The 16,258-nt window shown below is 57.4% G+C and carries 17 protein-coding genes; 11 read left to right on the forward strand and 6 right to left on the reverse strand.

All coding sequences use genetic code 11. The features are described from left to right. Positions 1 to 52: 52 nt before the first annotated feature. On the reverse strand, positions 53 to 874 hold the full coding sequence (locus RX972_RS16995) for a TatD family hydrolase (RefSeq protein ID WP_316877313.1): 822 nt from the start codon (positions 872 to 874) through the stop codon (positions 53 to 55). A 191-nt stretch (positions 875 to 1,065) separates the two neighbouring features. On the opposite strand from RX972_RS16995, the gene RX972_RS17000 reads away from it, so the two are divergent. The 3 genes from RX972_RS17000 to RX972_RS17010 all read left to right on the forward strand — a co-directional run bounded on the left by RX972_RS17000 (position 1,066) and on the right by RX972_RS17010 (position 3,605). Beyond that, a complete protein-coding gene (locus RX972_RS17000) occupies positions 1,066 to 2,490 on the forward strand; it encodes a transglycosylase SLT domain-containing protein (RefSeq protein ID WP_316877315.1) in 1,425 nt (474 codons plus the stop codon). Between the two features lie 97 nt (positions 2,491 to 2,587). After that, complete coding sequence (locus RX972_RS17005) at positions 2,588 to 3,022, forward strand: DoxX family protein (RefSeq protein ID WP_027901753.1); 435 nt, start codon at positions 2,588 to 2,590, stop codon at positions 3,020 to 3,022. Between the two features lie 280 nt (positions 3,023 to 3,302). Beyond that, a complete protein-coding gene (locus tag RX972_RS17010) occupies positions 3,303 to 3,605 on the forward strand; it encodes a class I SAM-dependent methyltransferase (RefSeq protein ID WP_316877317.1) in 303 nt (100 codons plus the stop codon). A gap of 193 nt (positions 3,606 to 3,798) precedes the next feature. On the opposite strand, the gene greB is transcribed toward RX972_RS17010, so the two are convergent. From greB to RX972_RS17025, 3 genes are read right to left on the reverse strand one after another with little or no spacing between them, the layout of a single operon-like run. Further along, complete coding sequence (gene greB, locus RX972_RS17015; RefSeq protein ID WP_255882048.1) at positions 3,799 to 4,296, reverse strand: transcription elongation factor GreB; 498 nt, start codon at positions 4,294 to 4,296, stop codon at positions 3,799 to 3,801. Between the two features lie 36 nt (positions 4,297 to 4,332). Continuing rightward, positions 4,333 to 6,840 (reverse strand): ABC transporter permease, encoded by a 2,508-nt coding sequence (locus RX972_RS17020; protein ID WP_316877318.1) that lies wholly within the window; start codon positions 6,838 to 6,840, stop codon positions 4,333 to 4,335. Further along, positions 6,840 to 7,523: an ABC transporter ATP-binding protein gene (locus RX972_RS17025; RefSeq protein WP_027901749.1), complete on the reverse strand. Its 684-nt coding sequence runs from the start codon at positions 7,521 to 7,523 to the stop codon at positions 6,840 to 6,842. The genes RX972_RS17020 and RX972_RS17025 overlap by 1 nt, the downstream gene beginning before the upstream one ends. A gap of 10 nt (positions 7,524 to 7,533) precedes the next feature. Between RX972_RS17025 and RX972_RS17030 the strand changes: the two genes are divergently transcribed. The 3 genes from RX972_RS17030 (at position 7,534) to RX972_RS17040 (ending at position 9,541) form a co-directional block, all read left to right on the forward strand. Continuing rightward, the gene (locus RX972_RS17030) at positions 7,534 to 8,139 is read left to right on the forward strand and encodes an arylesterase (RefSeq protein WP_099268650.1); all 606 of its coding nucleotides are present in this window, start codon (positions 7,534 to 7,536) and stop codon (positions 8,137 to 8,139) included. Positions 8,140 to 8,195: 56 nt separating this feature from the next. Continuing rightward, complete coding sequence (locus tag RX972_RS17035; RefSeq protein ID WP_027901747.1) at positions 8,196 to 8,489, forward strand: hypothetical protein; 294 nt, start codon at positions 8,196 to 8,198, stop codon at positions 8,487 to 8,489. An 83-nt stretch (positions 8,490 to 8,572) separates the two neighbouring features. Beyond that, positions 8,573 to 9,541, forward strand: a complete 969-nt coding sequence (locus RX972_RS17040; protein ID WP_316877320.1) for a L,D-transpeptidase family protein — start codon at positions 8,573 to 8,575, stop codon at positions 9,539 to 9,541. Positions 9,542 to 10,411: 870 nt separating this feature from the next. Here the strand turns inward: RX972_RS17040 and RX972_RS17045 are convergent. Next, a complete protein-coding gene (locus RX972_RS17045) occupies positions 10,412 to 10,663 on the reverse strand; it encodes an Lpp/OprI family alanine-zipper lipoprotein (protein ID WP_027902232.1) in 252 nt (83 codons plus the stop codon). A gap of 566 nt (positions 10,664 to 11,229) precedes the next feature. Here RX972_RS17045 and RX972_RS17050 point away from each other — a divergent pair. Then, entirely contained in the window at positions 11,230 to 11,511 is a 282-nt protein-coding gene (locus RX972_RS17050; protein ID WP_027902233.1) for a GNAT family N-acetyltransferase, read from the forward strand. Between the two features lie 96 nt (positions 11,512 to 11,607). On the opposite strand, the gene RX972_RS17055 is transcribed toward RX972_RS17050, so the two are convergent. After that, positions 11,608 to 12,684 carry a 3-deoxy-7-phosphoheptulonate synthase gene (locus RX972_RS17055; RefSeq protein ID WP_027902234.1) on the reverse strand — a complete coding sequence of 359 codons (1,077 nt, stop codon included), beginning with the start codon at positions 12,682 to 12,684 and terminating at the stop codon, positions 11,608 to 11,610. 243 nt (positions 12,685 to 12,927) lie between these two features. Here RX972_RS17055 and RX972_RS17060 point away from each other — a divergent pair, with 243 nt between their 5' ends. From RX972_RS17060 to cysB, 4 genes are all read left to right on the forward strand, one after another. Beyond that, positions 12,928 to 13,266: a thioredoxin family protein gene (locus tag RX972_RS17060; protein WP_049827144.1), complete on the forward strand. Its 339-nt coding sequence runs from the start codon at positions 12,928 to 12,930 to the stop codon at positions 13,264 to 13,266. 23 nt (positions 13,267 to 13,289) lie between these two features. Beyond that, entirely contained in the window at positions 13,290 to 14,255 is a 966-nt protein-coding gene (locus RX972_RS17065) for a putative 2-dehydropantoate 2-reductase (RefSeq protein ID WP_316877324.1), read from the forward strand. A gap of 127 nt (positions 14,256 to 14,382) precedes the next feature. Continuing rightward, entirely contained in the window at positions 14,383 to 14,895 is a 513-nt protein-coding gene (locus RX972_RS17070) for a universal stress protein (RefSeq protein WP_027902237.1), read from the forward strand. A 121-nt stretch (positions 14,896 to 15,016) separates the two neighbouring features. Beyond that, positions 15,017 to 15,991, forward strand: a complete 975-nt coding sequence (gene cysB / locus RX972_RS17075) for an HTH-type transcriptional regulator CysB (protein ID WP_087265080.1) — start codon at positions 15,017 to 15,019, stop codon at positions 15,989 to 15,991. The last annotated feature ends 267 nt before the right edge of the window (positions 15,992 to 16,258 follow it).

A 16,258-nucleotide genomic window follows, 5' to 3' on the forward strand; every position in this document is an offset into this window, starting at 1 on the left:
AGGTGCCATCATCATCTCCCACTGAACAAAGCGTTCCTTGACCTGGATCAACCTAATCCTGAGCGGCGACAGGTATTTGAGGTAATACGAAAAAATCCCGAGCGGTAGCGCTGCTGTGGCTGGCCAGATCCTCTAGGGTCTCACCGCGATGCTGCGCGACTTCACGCAATACTTCCGGCAGAAAACCGGGTTCGTTGCGGCCGTTCTTCGGCTTGGGCCGCAGGGTGCGTGGCAGCAGATACGGCGCATCGCTTTCCAGCATCAATCGGCCTCGGGGAATATCTCGGACCAGGGGATGCAGGTGGCCGCCGCGGCGCTCGTCGCAGATCCAGCCGGTGATGCCGATGTGCAGGTCCATATCCAGATAGCTGTAGAGCGCACGCTGTTCGCTGGTGAAACAGTGCACCACGGCGGCAGGCAGACGATCACGGTAGTCTCGGAGGATTTCCAGCAATCGTTGATTGGCGTCGCGCTCGTGGAGGAACACCGGCATTTGCAGCTCCACGGCCATTGCCAAATGTGCTTCCAGGACCTTTTCCTGTTGCGGGCGAGGGGAGAAGTCGCGATTGAAATCCAGCCCGCATTCGCCAACGGCCCGCACACGGTCTTCCTGAAGCAGGGCGCGCAGCTGGCGCTCGCTGTCGGCGTTCCAGTCAACCGCCGAGTGAGGGTGAATCCCTGCGGTGCTGAACAGTCGCAAAGCGCTTTCGTCGAGCTCATGGCAAAGCTTCAAAGCCTGCTCGCTGCCCTCGACGCTGGTACCCGTGAGCAGCAACTGACAGACGCCCGCAGCGTATGCGCGATCAAGCACCGCCTGTCGTTGCGAGTCGAAGCTGGCGTTTGTCAGATTGACGCCGATGTCGATGAGTTGCATGGTGCTACCTCAGGCCGGAGACCGCTGAGGATATCAGAGCTACGGCTTCAATAATAAAAGGTAATACAATCAGTATCTTGAGAGAGAATTCTGATTGTCTTTCGCAATACTCAGATGATCTTCGTGTCATCGCACAAGCTTTACCCACTTCTTTTTTCATGTTTTGCGAACGGCATTTCCCTGGAGAGTTAATGATCCGAGCCTCCCTTTACCTGATGGTTTCTGTGTCGCTGCTGCTGCCATTTTCGGTCAGTGCCCGCCAGGCCGGGCCGCAGGTAGCCGAGCACAAAACCGTCGTGCGCGATCTGCCGACGATTCGCAGCAGCAAGGTATTGCGCGTGCTGGTCAATCAGAGCCGCAATAGCTCGGGGGATGCCAAGGGAGAGGAAATCGGCGTCGAATACCACCGACTGCAAGCTTTCGAAAAATACCTCAATAGCCATTCCCGTGATGGTCAGCAAGTTACCTTCAAAGTCATGCCCAAAGCCAAAAACCAGTTACTCATAGCGCTGCAGCGTGGTGAGGGCGATCTGGTTGCTCCCGGCGAGTTGCTCGACACCCGGGAAGCCAGAGGCATTCAGGCCAGTGAGCCGATCATCCGTCATGTGCCGTTGGTTGTGGTGGGTGTCAGGGGCGCGCGCAGTTTCAAGCACATCGAACAGCTTTCCGGGCGAACCCTGAGTTTGTCGGCGGGCAGTGCGGCCGATGAAGCAGTGCATCTGCTGAATCAGCGACTGGCCCTGCGCAAGCTGGCACCGGTGAAAATCGAGTGGGTCGATCCCAGTCTGGCGGTCGAGGACGTACTGGAAATGGTTCAGGCCGGTATCTTCCACCTCACCGTGGTCGAGCAGCCCATCGCTGAGCGATGGGCCAAAGTCATGCCCAAATTGCGTGTGGATCGCTCGCTGACGCTGAGCACCAACAGCGACATGAACTGGTTTGTCCGCCAGGACGCGACGATGCTGCGAACCACCATCGATGGCTTTCTAAAGACCTACAAACCGCCAGCCAATCAGGACATTGCGTTCCAGAAGGCCTATAAAAATCTCTATAAAGTCCACAATCCGTTGGCCCGGGCTGATCGCCAGCGCCTTGAGGAACTGCGTCCGACCTTGCAACGCCATGCAGATGCGCAGGGTATGGACTGGTTGAATCTGGCTGCACTGGCCTTCAAGGAGTCAGGGCTTGAGCCACAGGCCCAGGGCAGCGGCGGGGCTACCGGTCTGTTGCAGATCACGCCCTCCGCAGCGAAGCGGGTCGGCGTAGGCAACATCCAGTCTACCGACAGCAATGTGCAGGCCGGGGCTAAGTATCTGGCTCTGATCCGGCGCAAGTTCTTCGGCAGTTCCAGATTCAACGAGCGTGAACGCATGGCGTTCACGCTGGCGGCCTACAACCTCGGCCCCGAGCGGGTGCAAGGCATGCGCAAGGAGGCCAAGCGACGAGGGCTCAACCCTGATCAGTGGTTCTTTCAGACTGAACGTGTCGCAATGGATCAGGCCGGCATGGGCGTGGTGAGCTATGTCAACAGCGTCAACAAGTACTACCTCGCGTTTGATCGTGAGCGGGATTCGCTGGAACGATCGCCGTCCGGCAAAGCGGTAGTCAGGAAGTAATCGAAAAAATAGATAGTGATGCCGAGTTTTTTGCGATTGTTAGATTGGCTGATCCGATTAATATGGCGCCATCAACTTCATTCACGGAATGCACCACATGAACACTCGGATCAAATCGCTTCTCACCACCCGCGCTGGCTACGGCCTGACTGTTGTGCGCATCCTGGTCGGCATCATCTTCGTTGCCCATGGTAGCCAGAAACTGTTTGGCGCTTTTGGCGGCTACGGTCTTGAAGGCACCGGCCAGTACATGGCGAGCCTGGGTCTGACACCGGGTTATCTGATGGCGCTGCTGTCCGGTAGCGCAGAGTTCTTCGGTGGTCTGGGTCTGGTAGTGGGTTTGCTGGCCCGTCCTGCGGCACTGGTACTGGCAGCGACACTGGTTGTGGCAATCTTCTCGGTCCATATCCACAACGGCTTGTTCATGGCCAACAACGGTTACGAATTCGCGCTGGCCCTGCTGGGCGGTGTGGTGGCGGTATTGATTGAAGGGGCGGGCAAGCTGTCTATTGATCGCGCCATCGGTAACTGATCTACATTACTGATAGATGTGATGCTTCAAAGACCCGCCTCGTGCGGGTCTTTTTATTTGGGGGCGAATCAGAAGTGCGCTACTGACAATTGACAATCAGCGGGTGGCTTATCTACGATGCTGCCCATGCGCCGATTTACACAACTACTTGCGGGGCGCCAGATGAGCATGAAGCTTGTCGATAGAAGTCCTCAGGGGCTTCGAAATACCGCTAAAGCGTTGGTTCGGTGTTGCCTCTCACCGCTGCCCAGCGGAGCATTTGAGGCTGAGACAAAACATCATGAGCCATCCCGTCGTTCGTATTTCCCCGATCGCCACCCAGTTTTCCCGTCGCAACCCGAAAATAATGCTCTGCGGTTCACACCAGCCTACCTTGCTGCGCTTTCTGGACGGTCGTCCACGTCGCAACGGCGGGCCTCACGCATTCCTGATCCAGTTTGTCGATCCGCAACAATCATTGGCCAGCTTCAAGGATGACCAGTTCGATCTGGCAGTGGTTCAGGCGCCGTCTGCCGAGCGTGTGGAGGAAGTGGTGCGCAATTTGACGCGGATTGCCCGGCAGGGCTTGATTACTCGGTGTTGAGGGCAGCAGCTCCTATCAAATAAACATAACTATATGATTCTAAATGAGGTTCTGTAGGAGTGAGCTTGCTCGCGATAGCGGCAGTTAAGGCGGAAATTTCATTGACCAAAAAAACGAATCGCGAGCAAGCTCACTCCTACAGGGGCTGTGTTTGCTGTGCGACGGCGCGGTGCCAGAGGGCTGACCTGCTCTATCAGAGGTAATCAATCGCCACGATATAGCAGAGCTGTTCGCCGGTGGGGGTGTGAACTTTCACTTCAGCATCCAGTGCTTTGCCGATCAGGGCACGGGCCAGTGGCGAGTCGATGCTGATCAGGTTCAGCTTCAGGTCCAGTTCGTCAGGGCCGACGATCCGGTAGCGTGACTCTTTGCCGTCTTCATCCTCAATGGTCACCCAGGCGCCGAAGTAGACCTTGTTGACGTCGCTGGGGTGTGCGTCGACGACTTTCAGACTTTCCAGCCTTTTGGTAAGAAAGCGCACGCGACTGTCGATTTCACGCAGCATCTTTTTACCGTAGGTGTATTCGGCGTTCTCTGAACGATCCCCCTGGGCCGCTGCTTCGCTCACCGACTGCGTCACTTGCGGGCGGCGGACGTGCCAAAGCTCATGGAGTTCGGCTCGCATCCGCGCTTCACCCTCAGGGGTGATCAGCGCGGTGCCAGCGGTGCGGGGAGGGCGGTAGCGGCTCATGGATTGTCGTTATAGGGAACAAGGGCGCGAAGTCTATCAGCCATCGCGCAGTACCGTCAGCGGGCTCACATTCAACGCCCGACGAGTACCGAATACCCCTGCGCCACCCACCAGCAAAGCGCCGATTACAGGCAACAGCAGCAGCCAGGCATGAGGCGCCCAGTCAAGGTTGAAGGCGTAGCGGTACAAGGCGAACGTCACCAGCTCGCAACCCAGTGCAGCCAGCAGGCCGCTCACGGCCCCCAGCAGGCCGAACTCGATGCGTCGCGCCTTGACCAGTAATGCCCGCTCCGCACCTAAAGCCCGCACGAGTGCGCCTTGGCGAATACGCTCATCCAGAGTCGCTTGAAGGCCGGAAAACAGCACGGCAATACCCGCCGCCAGAACGAACAGCAGCACGAACTGCACGGCTAGCGTCACCTGATCCAGAATGCTGCGTACCTGCTCCAATAGTGCCTCAACGCCCAGAATGCTGATGGCCGGGAAAGTGCGCGACAGCTCGACGATCTGCTTGTCGTTGCCAGCAGGCAGATAGAAGCTGGTCATGTAGGTGGTGGGCAGATCCTGCAGAGTGCCGGGCTGGAAGATGATGAAGAAGTTCGGCTGGAAGGTGTCCCAGTTGACGTCACGCAGGCTGGTAACCACTGCATCACGACTCATTCCGCCGATCATGAAGTTCAGACGGTCGCCCAGTTTGATCTGCAGGCTCTCAGCCAGCTTGGCTTCTACCGACACCCCGGGAGTTGCACTGGTTTCGCCGTTGGCTGACCACCAGTTGCCTGCGGTCAGAGTGTTGCCTTCCGGCATATTTGCCGACCAGGTCAGGTTCAGGTCGCGGCGTGTAGCGTTTTCCCCGCGTGAGTCCTTGGTCACGAAGTCGCTCACCGGCTTGTCGTTGATGTTTAACAGGCGACCGGGTACCACGGGATAGAGCGGGGCCGCGTGAGGCGACAGTTTGCTGATCTGCTGGCTGAAGGCGTCTTTCTGATCCGGCAGCACGTTGAGCACGAAGTAGTTCGGCGCGTCTTTGGGCAACTGGTTTTGCCAAGTGTCCAGCAGTTCGCCACGCAGTAACGCGATCAAACCCATGGACAACAGAATCAAGCCGAATGCCAGCGATTGCCCGGCAGCAGCCATGGGATATCGCAGCAGTTGACCCAGGCCCAGGCGCCACGGCAGCGAAGCGCGGGCCAGCAGGCGACGCAGGCTTTTCAGGGCCAGCAACAGCAAGCCGCCAAGCACCACAGCAGCAATCACACCACCGCCGAGCAAGGCAAAAGTCAGTACCAGATCCAGGCTCAACCGCCACATGATCAAACCCAGAGCGAGCAGGGCGGCGCCGTACACCAGCCATGAGCTGGCCGGGATCGGCAGCATGTCACGGCGCAGTACACGAAGCGGTGGTACTCGCCCCAAGGCTGCAAGCGGTGGCAGGGCAAACCCGGCCAGAGCAACCAGCCCGGTGCCGATACCCGCCAGAGCAGGCATCACGCCACCGGGAGGTACTGTTGCGGGCAGAAGATTATGCAGCAGAGCGAACAGTGCCAGTTGCGCCAGCCAGCCGAGCAATGCGCCGCTCAATGCGGCAAGCAGGCCGAGCATGGCCAGTTGCAGGCTGAACAGCACAAGCGCTTCATTCCGGGAGAGGCCAAGGCAGCGCATCAGTGCGCTGGCGTCGAATCGGCGCACGGCAAAGCGTGCAGCGGATAATGCAACGGCTACACCGGCAAGCAGCACCGCAACCAGACTGGCCATATTCAGATATCGTTCGGCCTTGCCCAGCGCGCCACCGATCTGTTGACTACCGTCGCGGGCGTCCTTGATTTCCTGGTGTGGCTCCATGCCCGGCTCGATGGCCTTGCGATAGGCGGCCAACGCTTCAGGCGGGCCGGTCCACATGTCCCGATAACTGACGCGGCTGCCCGGCTGGACAACGCCGGTGGCTTGCAGATCGGCCATGTTGATCATGACGCGAGGTGTCAGACTGTAAAAGTTACCGGCGCGATCAGGCTCATACGTCAGAACCCGGGTCAGCTTGAGCGTTTTGGAACCCACATCAATATCGTCGCCAACTTTCAGATCCACAGCCGGGAGCAATCGCGACTCAGCCCAGGCTTCACCGGGTCTCGGGCCGCGGCTGACTTCTTCAGGCTGATAAAGGTCGGCAGCGCTTTTCAGTTCACCGCGTAGCGGGTAGACGCCGTCGACGGCTTTAATGCTCGAAAGCTGAATCCCGGCATCGGTGGCGATCACCGTGGAAAACACGACGATTTGTGCATGCTTGAGCTGGAGTGCTTCGCCCGCCTGAATTTGCTCAGGCCTGGCCGGGCTTGAACCTTCTACGACCAGATCGGCACCGAGAAACTCGGTGGCGCGCAACAGCATCGCGCCGTTGAGGCGGGCACCGAAATAACCGATGGCGGTGCTGGCAGCTACGGCGACCAGCAAGGCAAAGAACAGGACTCGCAGTTCACCGGCGCGGGCGTCGCGCAGCAGTTGGCGAGTGGCGAGGGTGAGCAGGCGCGAAAACGGCAGGCGTACCATCAAGGCTCCAACGGGGCGACCAGACGGCCACCTTCAAGACGGATCAAGCGTCGGCAACGATGGGCCAGACGTTCATCGTGTGTGACCAGTACCAGCGTGGTACCGCGTTCCTTGTTCAAATCGAACAGCAGGTCGCTGATACGCTCACCAGTCTGGCTGTCCAGGTTGCCTGTGGGTTCGTCGGCAAACAGCACGGACGGATCTGCCGCGAATGCGCGGGCAATGGCAACCCGTTGTTGCTCACCTCCCGACAGTTGGCGTGGCGTGTGGGTCAGGCGTTTGCCCAGCCCGACGCGCTCAAGCAGAACTCTGGCCTGCTCGCGCGCATCCTTGCGACCTTCCAGCTCCATGGGCAGCATGACGTTTTCCAGTGCATTGAGGCTGTCGAGCAACTGGAATGACTGGAATACAAAACCCACATGTTCGGCGCGAACCCGGGCGCGCTGGTCTTCGTCCAGCTCACTCAGGTTGCGGCCTGCGAGGATCACCGCACCCGAGCTAGGCAAATCGAGACCGGCCAGCAGGCCGAGCAGCGTCGACTTACCAGAACCTGACGCGCCAACGATGGCCAGACTGTCGCCCTTGTTTAGTTCCAGAGAGAGTTCGTGCAGGATGGTCAGGTCACCTTCGGTGCTGGGGACCACTTTGTTGAGGCTCAGAGCACTGAGAATACTTTCACTCATGGAGAATCCGATGCGTGCGTGGTTTTTAAGTGCTGGCCTGGTTTTGCTGTTGCTGTCACAAGCCGCAGCGGCGGGCACAGTATTGATCGTTGGGGATAGTATCAGCGCGGCTTTCGGCCTGGATACCCGCATTGGCTGGGTTGCCTTGCTTGAGCAGCGCATGAAGCAGGAGGGTTTCACCGATAAAGTGATCAACGCCTCTATCAGCGGCGATACCAGTGCCGGAGGTCGAGCGCGGCTGCCTGCGCTGCTTGCAGAGCATAAGCCGGAACTGGTGATCCTCGAGCTGGGGGGTAATGACGGCTTGCGGGGTCAGCAGCCAACTCAATTGCAACAAAACCTTGCATCAATGATTGATAGCTCGCGGGATGCTGGCGCCAAGGTGCTTTTGCTGGGCATGCAGATTCCGCCGAACTACGGGCCGCGTTACACCAACGCTTTTAAAGAGGTCTACACCAATCTGGCCGCCGAGAAAAAAGTGCCGTTGGTGCCATTCTTTCTTGAGGGCGTGGGCGGTGTTCCCGAACTGATGCAGGCGGATGGCTTGCATCCGGCGGCCAATGCTCAACAAAAGTTGCTGGAAAATGTCTGGCCGACGCTAAAACCGCTGCTTTGAGGCTTTTCTAGCCGGGGGCTTTCGGCTAAGGTGGCGCCCCCAATCTGGAGCCCTCCATGCCACGTCCCGCCTGGTCCCTGTATGCCTATCAAATGATCGAGCCTGATGAGCAGCTCGATCTGTTCGCGTGTCAGGAAGTCAAAGTGCATCTGGTGGCGCGTCAGCTGGAGCTTGGCGGGACTGTCGACCGAACGCTGTGTGGCACTTTGTTGCCCGCACAACCGCGTTGGTCAGTGGTGGCGAGAGAGGTTTTTCGTGACGAGCGGTTGTGCTCGCTGTGCCGTGCTATCGTCGAAGCACAGAAGAGCGGCAACCGCCCGATCTGGCCTGAGTTACGCTTCATGGAGTAAATTGCCGACTGACTCCCGGTCCGTGAGGTCTGGGTGTACAATTCGCCACTTACCACCCGCCGTATTGCCCAAGGATTCCCCGGATGTTGTCGCGCATTCCAGCCGTTACCCGCTGCCTGTCGCTTGCTGCACTGTGTGCGGCGGGCTCTGTTTCCGCTTTGGAATTCCCTCTGCCGCCGTCGGGTGAAAATATCGTTGGCCAGGTGCAGACCGTTACGGCCCGGTACGAAGATACCTTTGCCGATCTGGGTACGAAGTACGATCTGGGTTATCTGGAAATGATCGCTGCCAACCCGGGTGTTGACCCGTGGTTGCCGGGCGCTGGTACTCAGATCGTCTTGCCGACCCGTTTCATACTGCCAGCCGGTCCGCGCGAAGGTATCGTGATCAACCTTTCCGAGTACCGGATGTATTACTACCCGAAAGGGCAGAATGTGGTTCACACCTATCCGCTGGGTATCGGCCGGGAAGGGTGGGGCTCGCCAATTGGTGTCACCAAGGTGATCGCCAAGACGCCAAATCCGACCTGGACTCCGCCTGCGTCGATTCGTGCCGAGCATGCTGCTGATGGTGATCCGCTGCCAAACGTTGTGCCAGCCGGTCCGGATAACCCTCTTGGTCCGTTCAAGTTTGGCCTGGGGATGTCCGGTTACCTGATTCACGGTTCTAACAAGAAGTTTGGTATCGGTATGCGCACCAGTCATGGCTGCTTCCGTATGTATAACAACAACGTGCTGGAGTTGGCCGATATGGCTCCGGTGGGTACTACGGTGCGTATCATTGCCGAGCCGTACAAGTTTGGTTTGAGCGGTGGCAAGGTTTATCTGGAGGCGCATACGCCGGTGGATGACAACGGCAATCCTTCGGTGGTCGATAAGCACACGGCGGTGATCAATGCGTTGCTCAAGCGCGAAGACTTGGCCAATAACCTGCGCATGAATTGGGATCTGGTGCGTGATGTGGTTGCGGCTGAGGATGGTATGCCGGTCGAAATCGCGGTGCCGGGTGCAGCGGTGGCTGCTAGTGTTCAGGATTCGGTTCCGTTGCAGTGATGGTTCTTTATGTAGTTGTTTTGCGTACATATCCGTTGTCAGGTAACGGCTGATATTGGTTGCGCTTTTACAGCGCCTCACTTTTGAAAGGAGCCCAAAAGTAAGCAAAAGGCTCTTGCCCCATCACTCGCCACCTCGCTGTCGCTCGGTGTACCCGCCCGCAGATCCTGAACCGTGGGCCGCCGCAATGGGCCATCCATGGCCCGGTGCGGCTAACCCGGCATCCTTGCCGGGTTGCCCACGATTCAGAATCTGCGCTCGGCCAGCGTGATTTAACGGGGCGCCTCAGATCAAAATCAACAACGCGGCGGCCTGACAGCCGACCTCATTTGTGAACTTTCCGGGCATCTGTAGGAGCTGCCGAAGGCTGCGATGCGGTGTGTCAGACGATATTTGTGCTGGCTGTGCTGACGTCTCGCGAACAAGTTCGCTCCTACCGGTCGAGGCGATCCCGCCGTTTTCGTTCTGCTTTTGATCTGCTTTTGATTTTGATCTTAGGCGCCCCGTTAAACCACGCCGGCCGGAATTCGATATTGCTGCGTGGGGCAAACCGGCAGGGATGCCGGTTTAGCCGCCTCAGGCCATGGATGGCCGGTGGCGGCGGCCCCACGCAGCAATGTCGAATTACGGGTATGCCGAGCCTAGGCGAGGTGCCAAGTGGTGGGGCAAGAGCGTTTTGCTTACTTTTGCGCTCCTTTCAAAAGTGAGGCGCTGTAAAAGCGCAACCAATATCAGCCGTTACCTAATAACGGATATGCTCACACAATCCACCAACCACCAACCACCAACCACAATCAAAAAACAGCCAATAAAAAAGCCGACCCGGATAACCAGATCGGCTTTCTTGCAACAACAATCCGGAAGGGATTATTACTTGCGGCTAGCCTTGTCCAACATACGCAGAGCGCGCTCGTTGGCTTCGTCAGCAGTTTGCTGAGCTTTTTGAGCAGCAGCCAGAGCTTCGTCAGCTTTGCGATAAGCTTCGTCAGCGCGAGCTTGCGAACGAGCAGCTGCGTCTTCGGTAGCGGTCAGGCGAGCTTCGGTTTCTTTGGATACGCTGCTGCAACCGGTAGCCAGAACTGCTGCCAGAGCCAGAGCAGAGAATTTCAGAGCGTTGTTCATTGTGTTCCCCTTCAAGGAATTTTTTCAAATTAGTCATCTCTCGAAAATGAGAAAATGACCGGCGTACATAGTACCCACTGTTTGTAGTAAGTAAACTGACGAAGCGCAAGAAGCCCGAGATTTTCTCTGCTTTGAAAGTGTTCCGCCTTACTTCTCATGTGTTTTGTATAAAAAATATCCAGCCGCTGCACGCGTACACGTAACCTTATGCCCATGGGCTTCAGAGTCGCAGTCCAGCACTCCTGAGTACCGCAGGTATATGAGGAACATGTATCTGTTTAGCTCATGTCGAGGTGACTTTCAATTCACCCCGGCGTCTCAATCGACAAGCTCCGGCAATGTTCAGTTCAACGCTTCGCTCAATCAGATATTCGGTCGCTGCTTTTTGCGGTCGATTCGCTTGAGCATATTCCCCAATGACGCCTACTATTTGCAGGTGCTCTTTTGTTGGGATCAGCAAAGCTCTTCTCGGTGTCCAAAACAGGCACAGGGTGGCGTAGATGTTCCTTCGCCGGAAAAACATCGGTAAGGTAGGGGTCAAATTCCAAGACCCGCGAGGAGTAGTGATGAGCGAGGCGCTGTCCATCCACCATGATGAGACCGGTCACCAGTTTGAAATCAACATCGACGGTCACCGTGCCTACCTGACCTATATGGACCTGGGTAAGCAGACTCTGGATATCTATCGGACCTTCGTCCCCAATGCCCTGCGTGGTCGAGGCATTGCTGCTGCACTGACCGAACAGGCGCTCGATTACGCCGACAGCATCGGGTATACGGTCATTCCGTCATGCTCTTATGTAGAGCGCTACATGGAGCGCAATCAGCGTCAGGCGGCAAAGATCTGAGTCAGGGTTCAGTCGGTATCGCCGACAGTTGTTGTAACCCGATAGCACCATGAAAAACGCCGAGCATATGCTCGGCGTTTTCGTTTCTGCTGCTTATCAGCCGCGTTGGCGTTTCGGCAGTACGTCCTTGAGCTTGGCATGCATGCTGCGCAAGGTTTTTTCGGTGCTTTCCCAGTCGATGCAGGCATCGGTCACGGATACGCCGTATTGCAGCTCGGACAAATCCTTGGGAATCGCCTGACAGCCCCAGTTCAGATGACTTTCGACCATCAGGCCGATGATCGACTGGTTGCCTTCCAGAATCTGGTTGGCAACGTTTTCCATGACCAGCGGTTGCAGGGCAGGATCTTTGTTGGAGTTGGCGTGGCTGCAATCCACCATGATGTTCGGTTTGATCTTCGCCTTGTTCAGCGCCTGCTCACACAGCGCAACGCTCACCGAATCATAGTTGGGTTTGCCGTTGCCGCCGCGCAATACCACGTGACCATAGGCATTGCCTTTGGTGGTCACGATGGACACGCCACCTTCCTGGTTGATCCCCAGGAAACGGTGCGGGCTGGAAACCGATTGCAGGGCATTGATTGCGACGGTCAGGCCGCCGTCGGTGCCATTCTTGAAGCCCACTGCCGAGGAAAGGCCAGAGGCCATTTCCCGGTGAGTCTGGGATTCGGTGGTCCGTGCGCCGATGGCCGACCAGCTGATCAGGTCCTGCAGGTACTGCGGGGAGATCGGGTCAAGGGCTTCGGTGGCTGTCGGCAGGCCCATTTCGGCCAGGTCCAGCAGCAATTGACGGCCGATATGGAGACCGTCCTGAATCTTGAATGAGTCGTCCAGGTACGGATCGTTGATCAGACCTTTCCAGCCCACGGTGGTGCGCGGCTTCTCGAAGTAGACGCGCATCACCAGATACAGCGTGTCGGAAACCTCTGCGGCCAGTGCCTTGAGGCGTTCGGCGTATTCGTGTGCTGCCTTGATGTCATGAATCGAGCACGGCCCGATCACGATGAACAGGCGGTGATCCTTGCCATCGAGAATATCGCGGACTACTTCGCGGCCCTTGCTCACTGTTTTCAGTGCGGCGGCGGTCAGCGGGATTTCGCGCTTGAGCTGATCCGGTGTGATCAGTGTCTCGTTGGAGGAAACGTTGAGGTCGTCAATCGGTAAATCAGCCATCGTGCTACTCATCAGGTCGCGTATGCCGGCCGCCAACGAACCCCGTGGGGCGAAGCCAGGCATGATTGAGCGAAACGGGGGACCGAACCTTAGCGCGTTAGGCCTTGCCGATACAATGGGCAAACGCCGCTTTATCGAGCCCTGGAGGTGGTTTTTAGTCAGTTTGGCCAGCCGGGCGTGGAATGCCACTATTTGCACCGCATCGGGCAGGCAAGGATAGTGTCCATCTTGATCCGGGAGGCTATGTTGAATCAGCTAGAACTCAGCGACTTTGATGTCGACCAGCAATTACTGCAGTTACCTGGCACTTCGTTGCTGATATTCACCAGCGTCGGTTGCGCGAGTTGTCGTTATGCCCGGCAGCAGTTACCGACTCTGGATCTTGCTCTGGAGCGAATATGCTGGATCGACGCGGCCGAAAGCGGCGGGGCGGTCACGCGCTATGAAGTGTTTCATTTGCCCGCGTTATTCGTCATTCGTGACGGGCAATTTTATGGGGCATTGCGTGCGTCATTGACCGAGGCCAGCCTGCGCCAGGCAATAGTGGAAGCCTTGGCGCGGCAGCCTGATGAATTGCCCTGAACGGTTTTGAACAGGAGAGTCATATGAGTCATGAGCTGAAGCGGCCACGGATCGGCATTATCGGCACGGGTGCTATCGGAGGCTTTTACGGTGTCATGCTGGCAAAGGCAGGGTTCGATGTGCACTTTCTGCTGCGCAGTGAATTCGATGCGGTGGCGCGGGATGGGTTGTGTGTAAAGAGTGCAGTGCATGGAGAACTGGTGCTCAATCCGGTTCAGGCCTATTCCTCTGCAGCTGATATGCCGCCATGCGATTGGTTGCTGATCGGCGCCAAATCCACCAGCAATGCGGCGCTGACCCCCGCGATCCTTCAGGCTGCCGCCCCGGGAGCCAGGGTGCTGGTCCTGCAGAATGGTCTCGCGGTGGAAGGCAGCCTGCGAGACGGGCTTCCTGATTCGCTGCACCTGCTGGGCGGTTTGTGTTTCATCTGTGTACATCGCTCTGGCCCTGGCAAGGTGGTTCATCAGGCGCTGGGTGGCGTCAATCTGGGGTATCACAGCGGGCCGGCTGCCGACGCGGCTGCTCGCCAGGCCATCGTCGAGCAAGGTGCGGGGTTGTTTCATGCAGCGGGTCTGGATTCCCAGGCCATGGTCAATCTTCAGCAGGCGCGCTGGCAGAAGCTGGTCTGGAATATTCCGTACAACGGTTTATCCGCGTTGTTGCAGGCCGGGACTGAAGCACTGATGACGGACTCGCATACCCGGGCGTTGATCCTGACATTAATGGATGAGGTCGTGCGGGGGGCCGAGGCCTGCGGTTATGTGTTGCCTGAGGGCTATGTCCATCATCTGTTCGCCATGACCGAGAAGATGCCGGATTATCAACCCAGCATGTATCTGGACTACAAAGAACAACGTCCGCTGGAGCTCGACGCCATCTATATCCAGCCTTTAAGGGCTGCAACGCAGGCGGGATGTGATATGCCGCAGGTGCGAATGCTGTACCAGGCGCTTGCGTTTCTCGACGCGCGTAACAACCGGATCACATAGGGCTCGCGGCGTCCGCCGCCAGTGAAGCCTATGACCTAAACGGCTCGCAGGTAATTGCCGCCACACTCCTTGGGGCGCTGCTAAGCTGATTCCATCTCCGCCATTCTGGCTGTCCGGGAGGTCGTACATGATTCGTTCGATGCTTTATGCCACAGACCTTGGTCTGTACGCGCCCTATGTTATGCAGCACGCGCTGGCACTGGCTCGAACATTCAAGGCCGAGCTCTATGTGGTGCATGTGGTGGAGCCCTTCGGGTCGTTTGCCGAATCGGTACTACAGAGCTATCTGGATGAGGACGCGTTGAAGGATCTGCGCAGTCAGGGGTTGAGTTCAGTCATGGAAGGTATTGAGCAGAGAGTGCTTGATGGTTTTCGTGAAGAGTTGGGCGAAGATCATCAGGATCTGGCGCTGATCAGCACCGTGCGGGTGGTTCAGGGTGATCCGTGCGATGTGATTCTGGGACAGGCTGAAGAGCTCAAGGTCGATCTGGTGATCGTCGGCAGCCATTGTCGTGGGGCAGAGCCCACCACGCCGATCGGTCGCACTGCAGCGCGGGTTCTGCAGCTTTCGCAGGTGCCGGTGTATATGGTGCCGGGTTGTACTCAAAGCGTGCGCAGATTGAATGGTCCGGTCGAATAAAATCGAGCGTGCCTTTATCGCGCAAAGGTGATAAAAAGTTCTAGCTTTGTCGTTACTACCATTAATCCAGTTATATACCGTCGCTGATGCCCTTGGCGTCTTCCTGCTTTGAGGGATTCATATGAAGCTTCAACAACTGCGCTACATCTGGGAAGTGGCGCACCACGACCTCAACGTTTCAGCGACGGCTCAGAGTCTGTACACCTCTCAGCCTGGTATCAGCAAGCAGATCCGCTTGCTCGAAGATGAGCTGGGCGTAGAAGTTTTCGCTCGCAGTGGCAAGCATTTGACCCGTGTAACTCCGGCCGGCGAGCGCATTATCACCACCGCAGGCGAGATCCTGCGCAAGGTTGAAAGCATCAAGCAGATTGCCCAGGAATTCTCCAATGAGAAGAAAGGCACGCTGTCCATTGCAACAACTCACACTCAGGCACGTTATGCGCTGCCGCCGGTGATCAGCAATTTCATCAAGCAATACCCGGACGTGTCGCTGCACATGCATCAGGGGTCGCCAATGCAGATCGCGGAAATGGCCGCTGACGGTACCGTCGATTTCGCCATCGCCACTGAGGCGCTGGAGTTGTTCGGTGATCTGGTGATGATGCCTTGCTACCGCTGGAACCGTTGCGTCGTGGTGCCTCATGGTCACCCGCTGACCAAAGTGCCGAAGCTGACCCTTGAAGTGCTGGCTGAGTATCCGATAGTGACGTACGTGTTCGGTTTCACCGGTCGTTCAAAACTGGATGAAGCCTTCAGCCATCGCGGCCTGACGCCAAAGGTGGTGTTCACCGCTGCCGACGCCGACGTGATCAAGACTTACGTACGTCTGGGGCTGGGTGTAGGCATCGTTGCGAAAATGGCGGTCGACACCAAGCTGGACAGCGATCTGGTGATGCTGGATGCCAGCGATCTGTTTGAGTCGAGCGTGACCAAGATCGGTTTCCGTCGCGGCACCTTCCTGCGTGGCTTCATGTGCGACTTCATTGAGAAGTTCGCGCCGCACCTGACCCGCGAAGTCATGGCGAAAGCGATCCAGTGCCACAACAAGCAGGAGCTGGAGGAGCTGTTTGACGGCGTTGAATTGCCGGTGCATTAATCGGCAAGCTTTGAGGTATCAATGATCCTTGTGGGAGCGAATTCATTCGCGAAGACGGTGGCCCCGATGACGGATCTTCATCTGGAGCATTGGCCTCTTCGCGAATGAATTCGCTCCCACACAGACTGTGTGAAAACTACTGCGCTCGGCAATACTGCGTTAAAAACAGGCGAAAAATGCTCATTTAGAACACCTAGACTCCGCTTTTTCGCCTGTTTTTGCCTTGTCTTGCCGTCGCTCGCGACGTTTTCACACAGTCTGCACAGG

Origin of the sequence: Pseudomonas syringae group sp. J309-1, from assembly GCF_032582135.1 — a bacterium.
Lineage (GTDB): Bacteria > Pseudomonadota > Gammaproteobacteria > Pseudomonadales > Pseudomonadaceae > Aquipseudomonas > Aquipseudomonas quasicaspiana.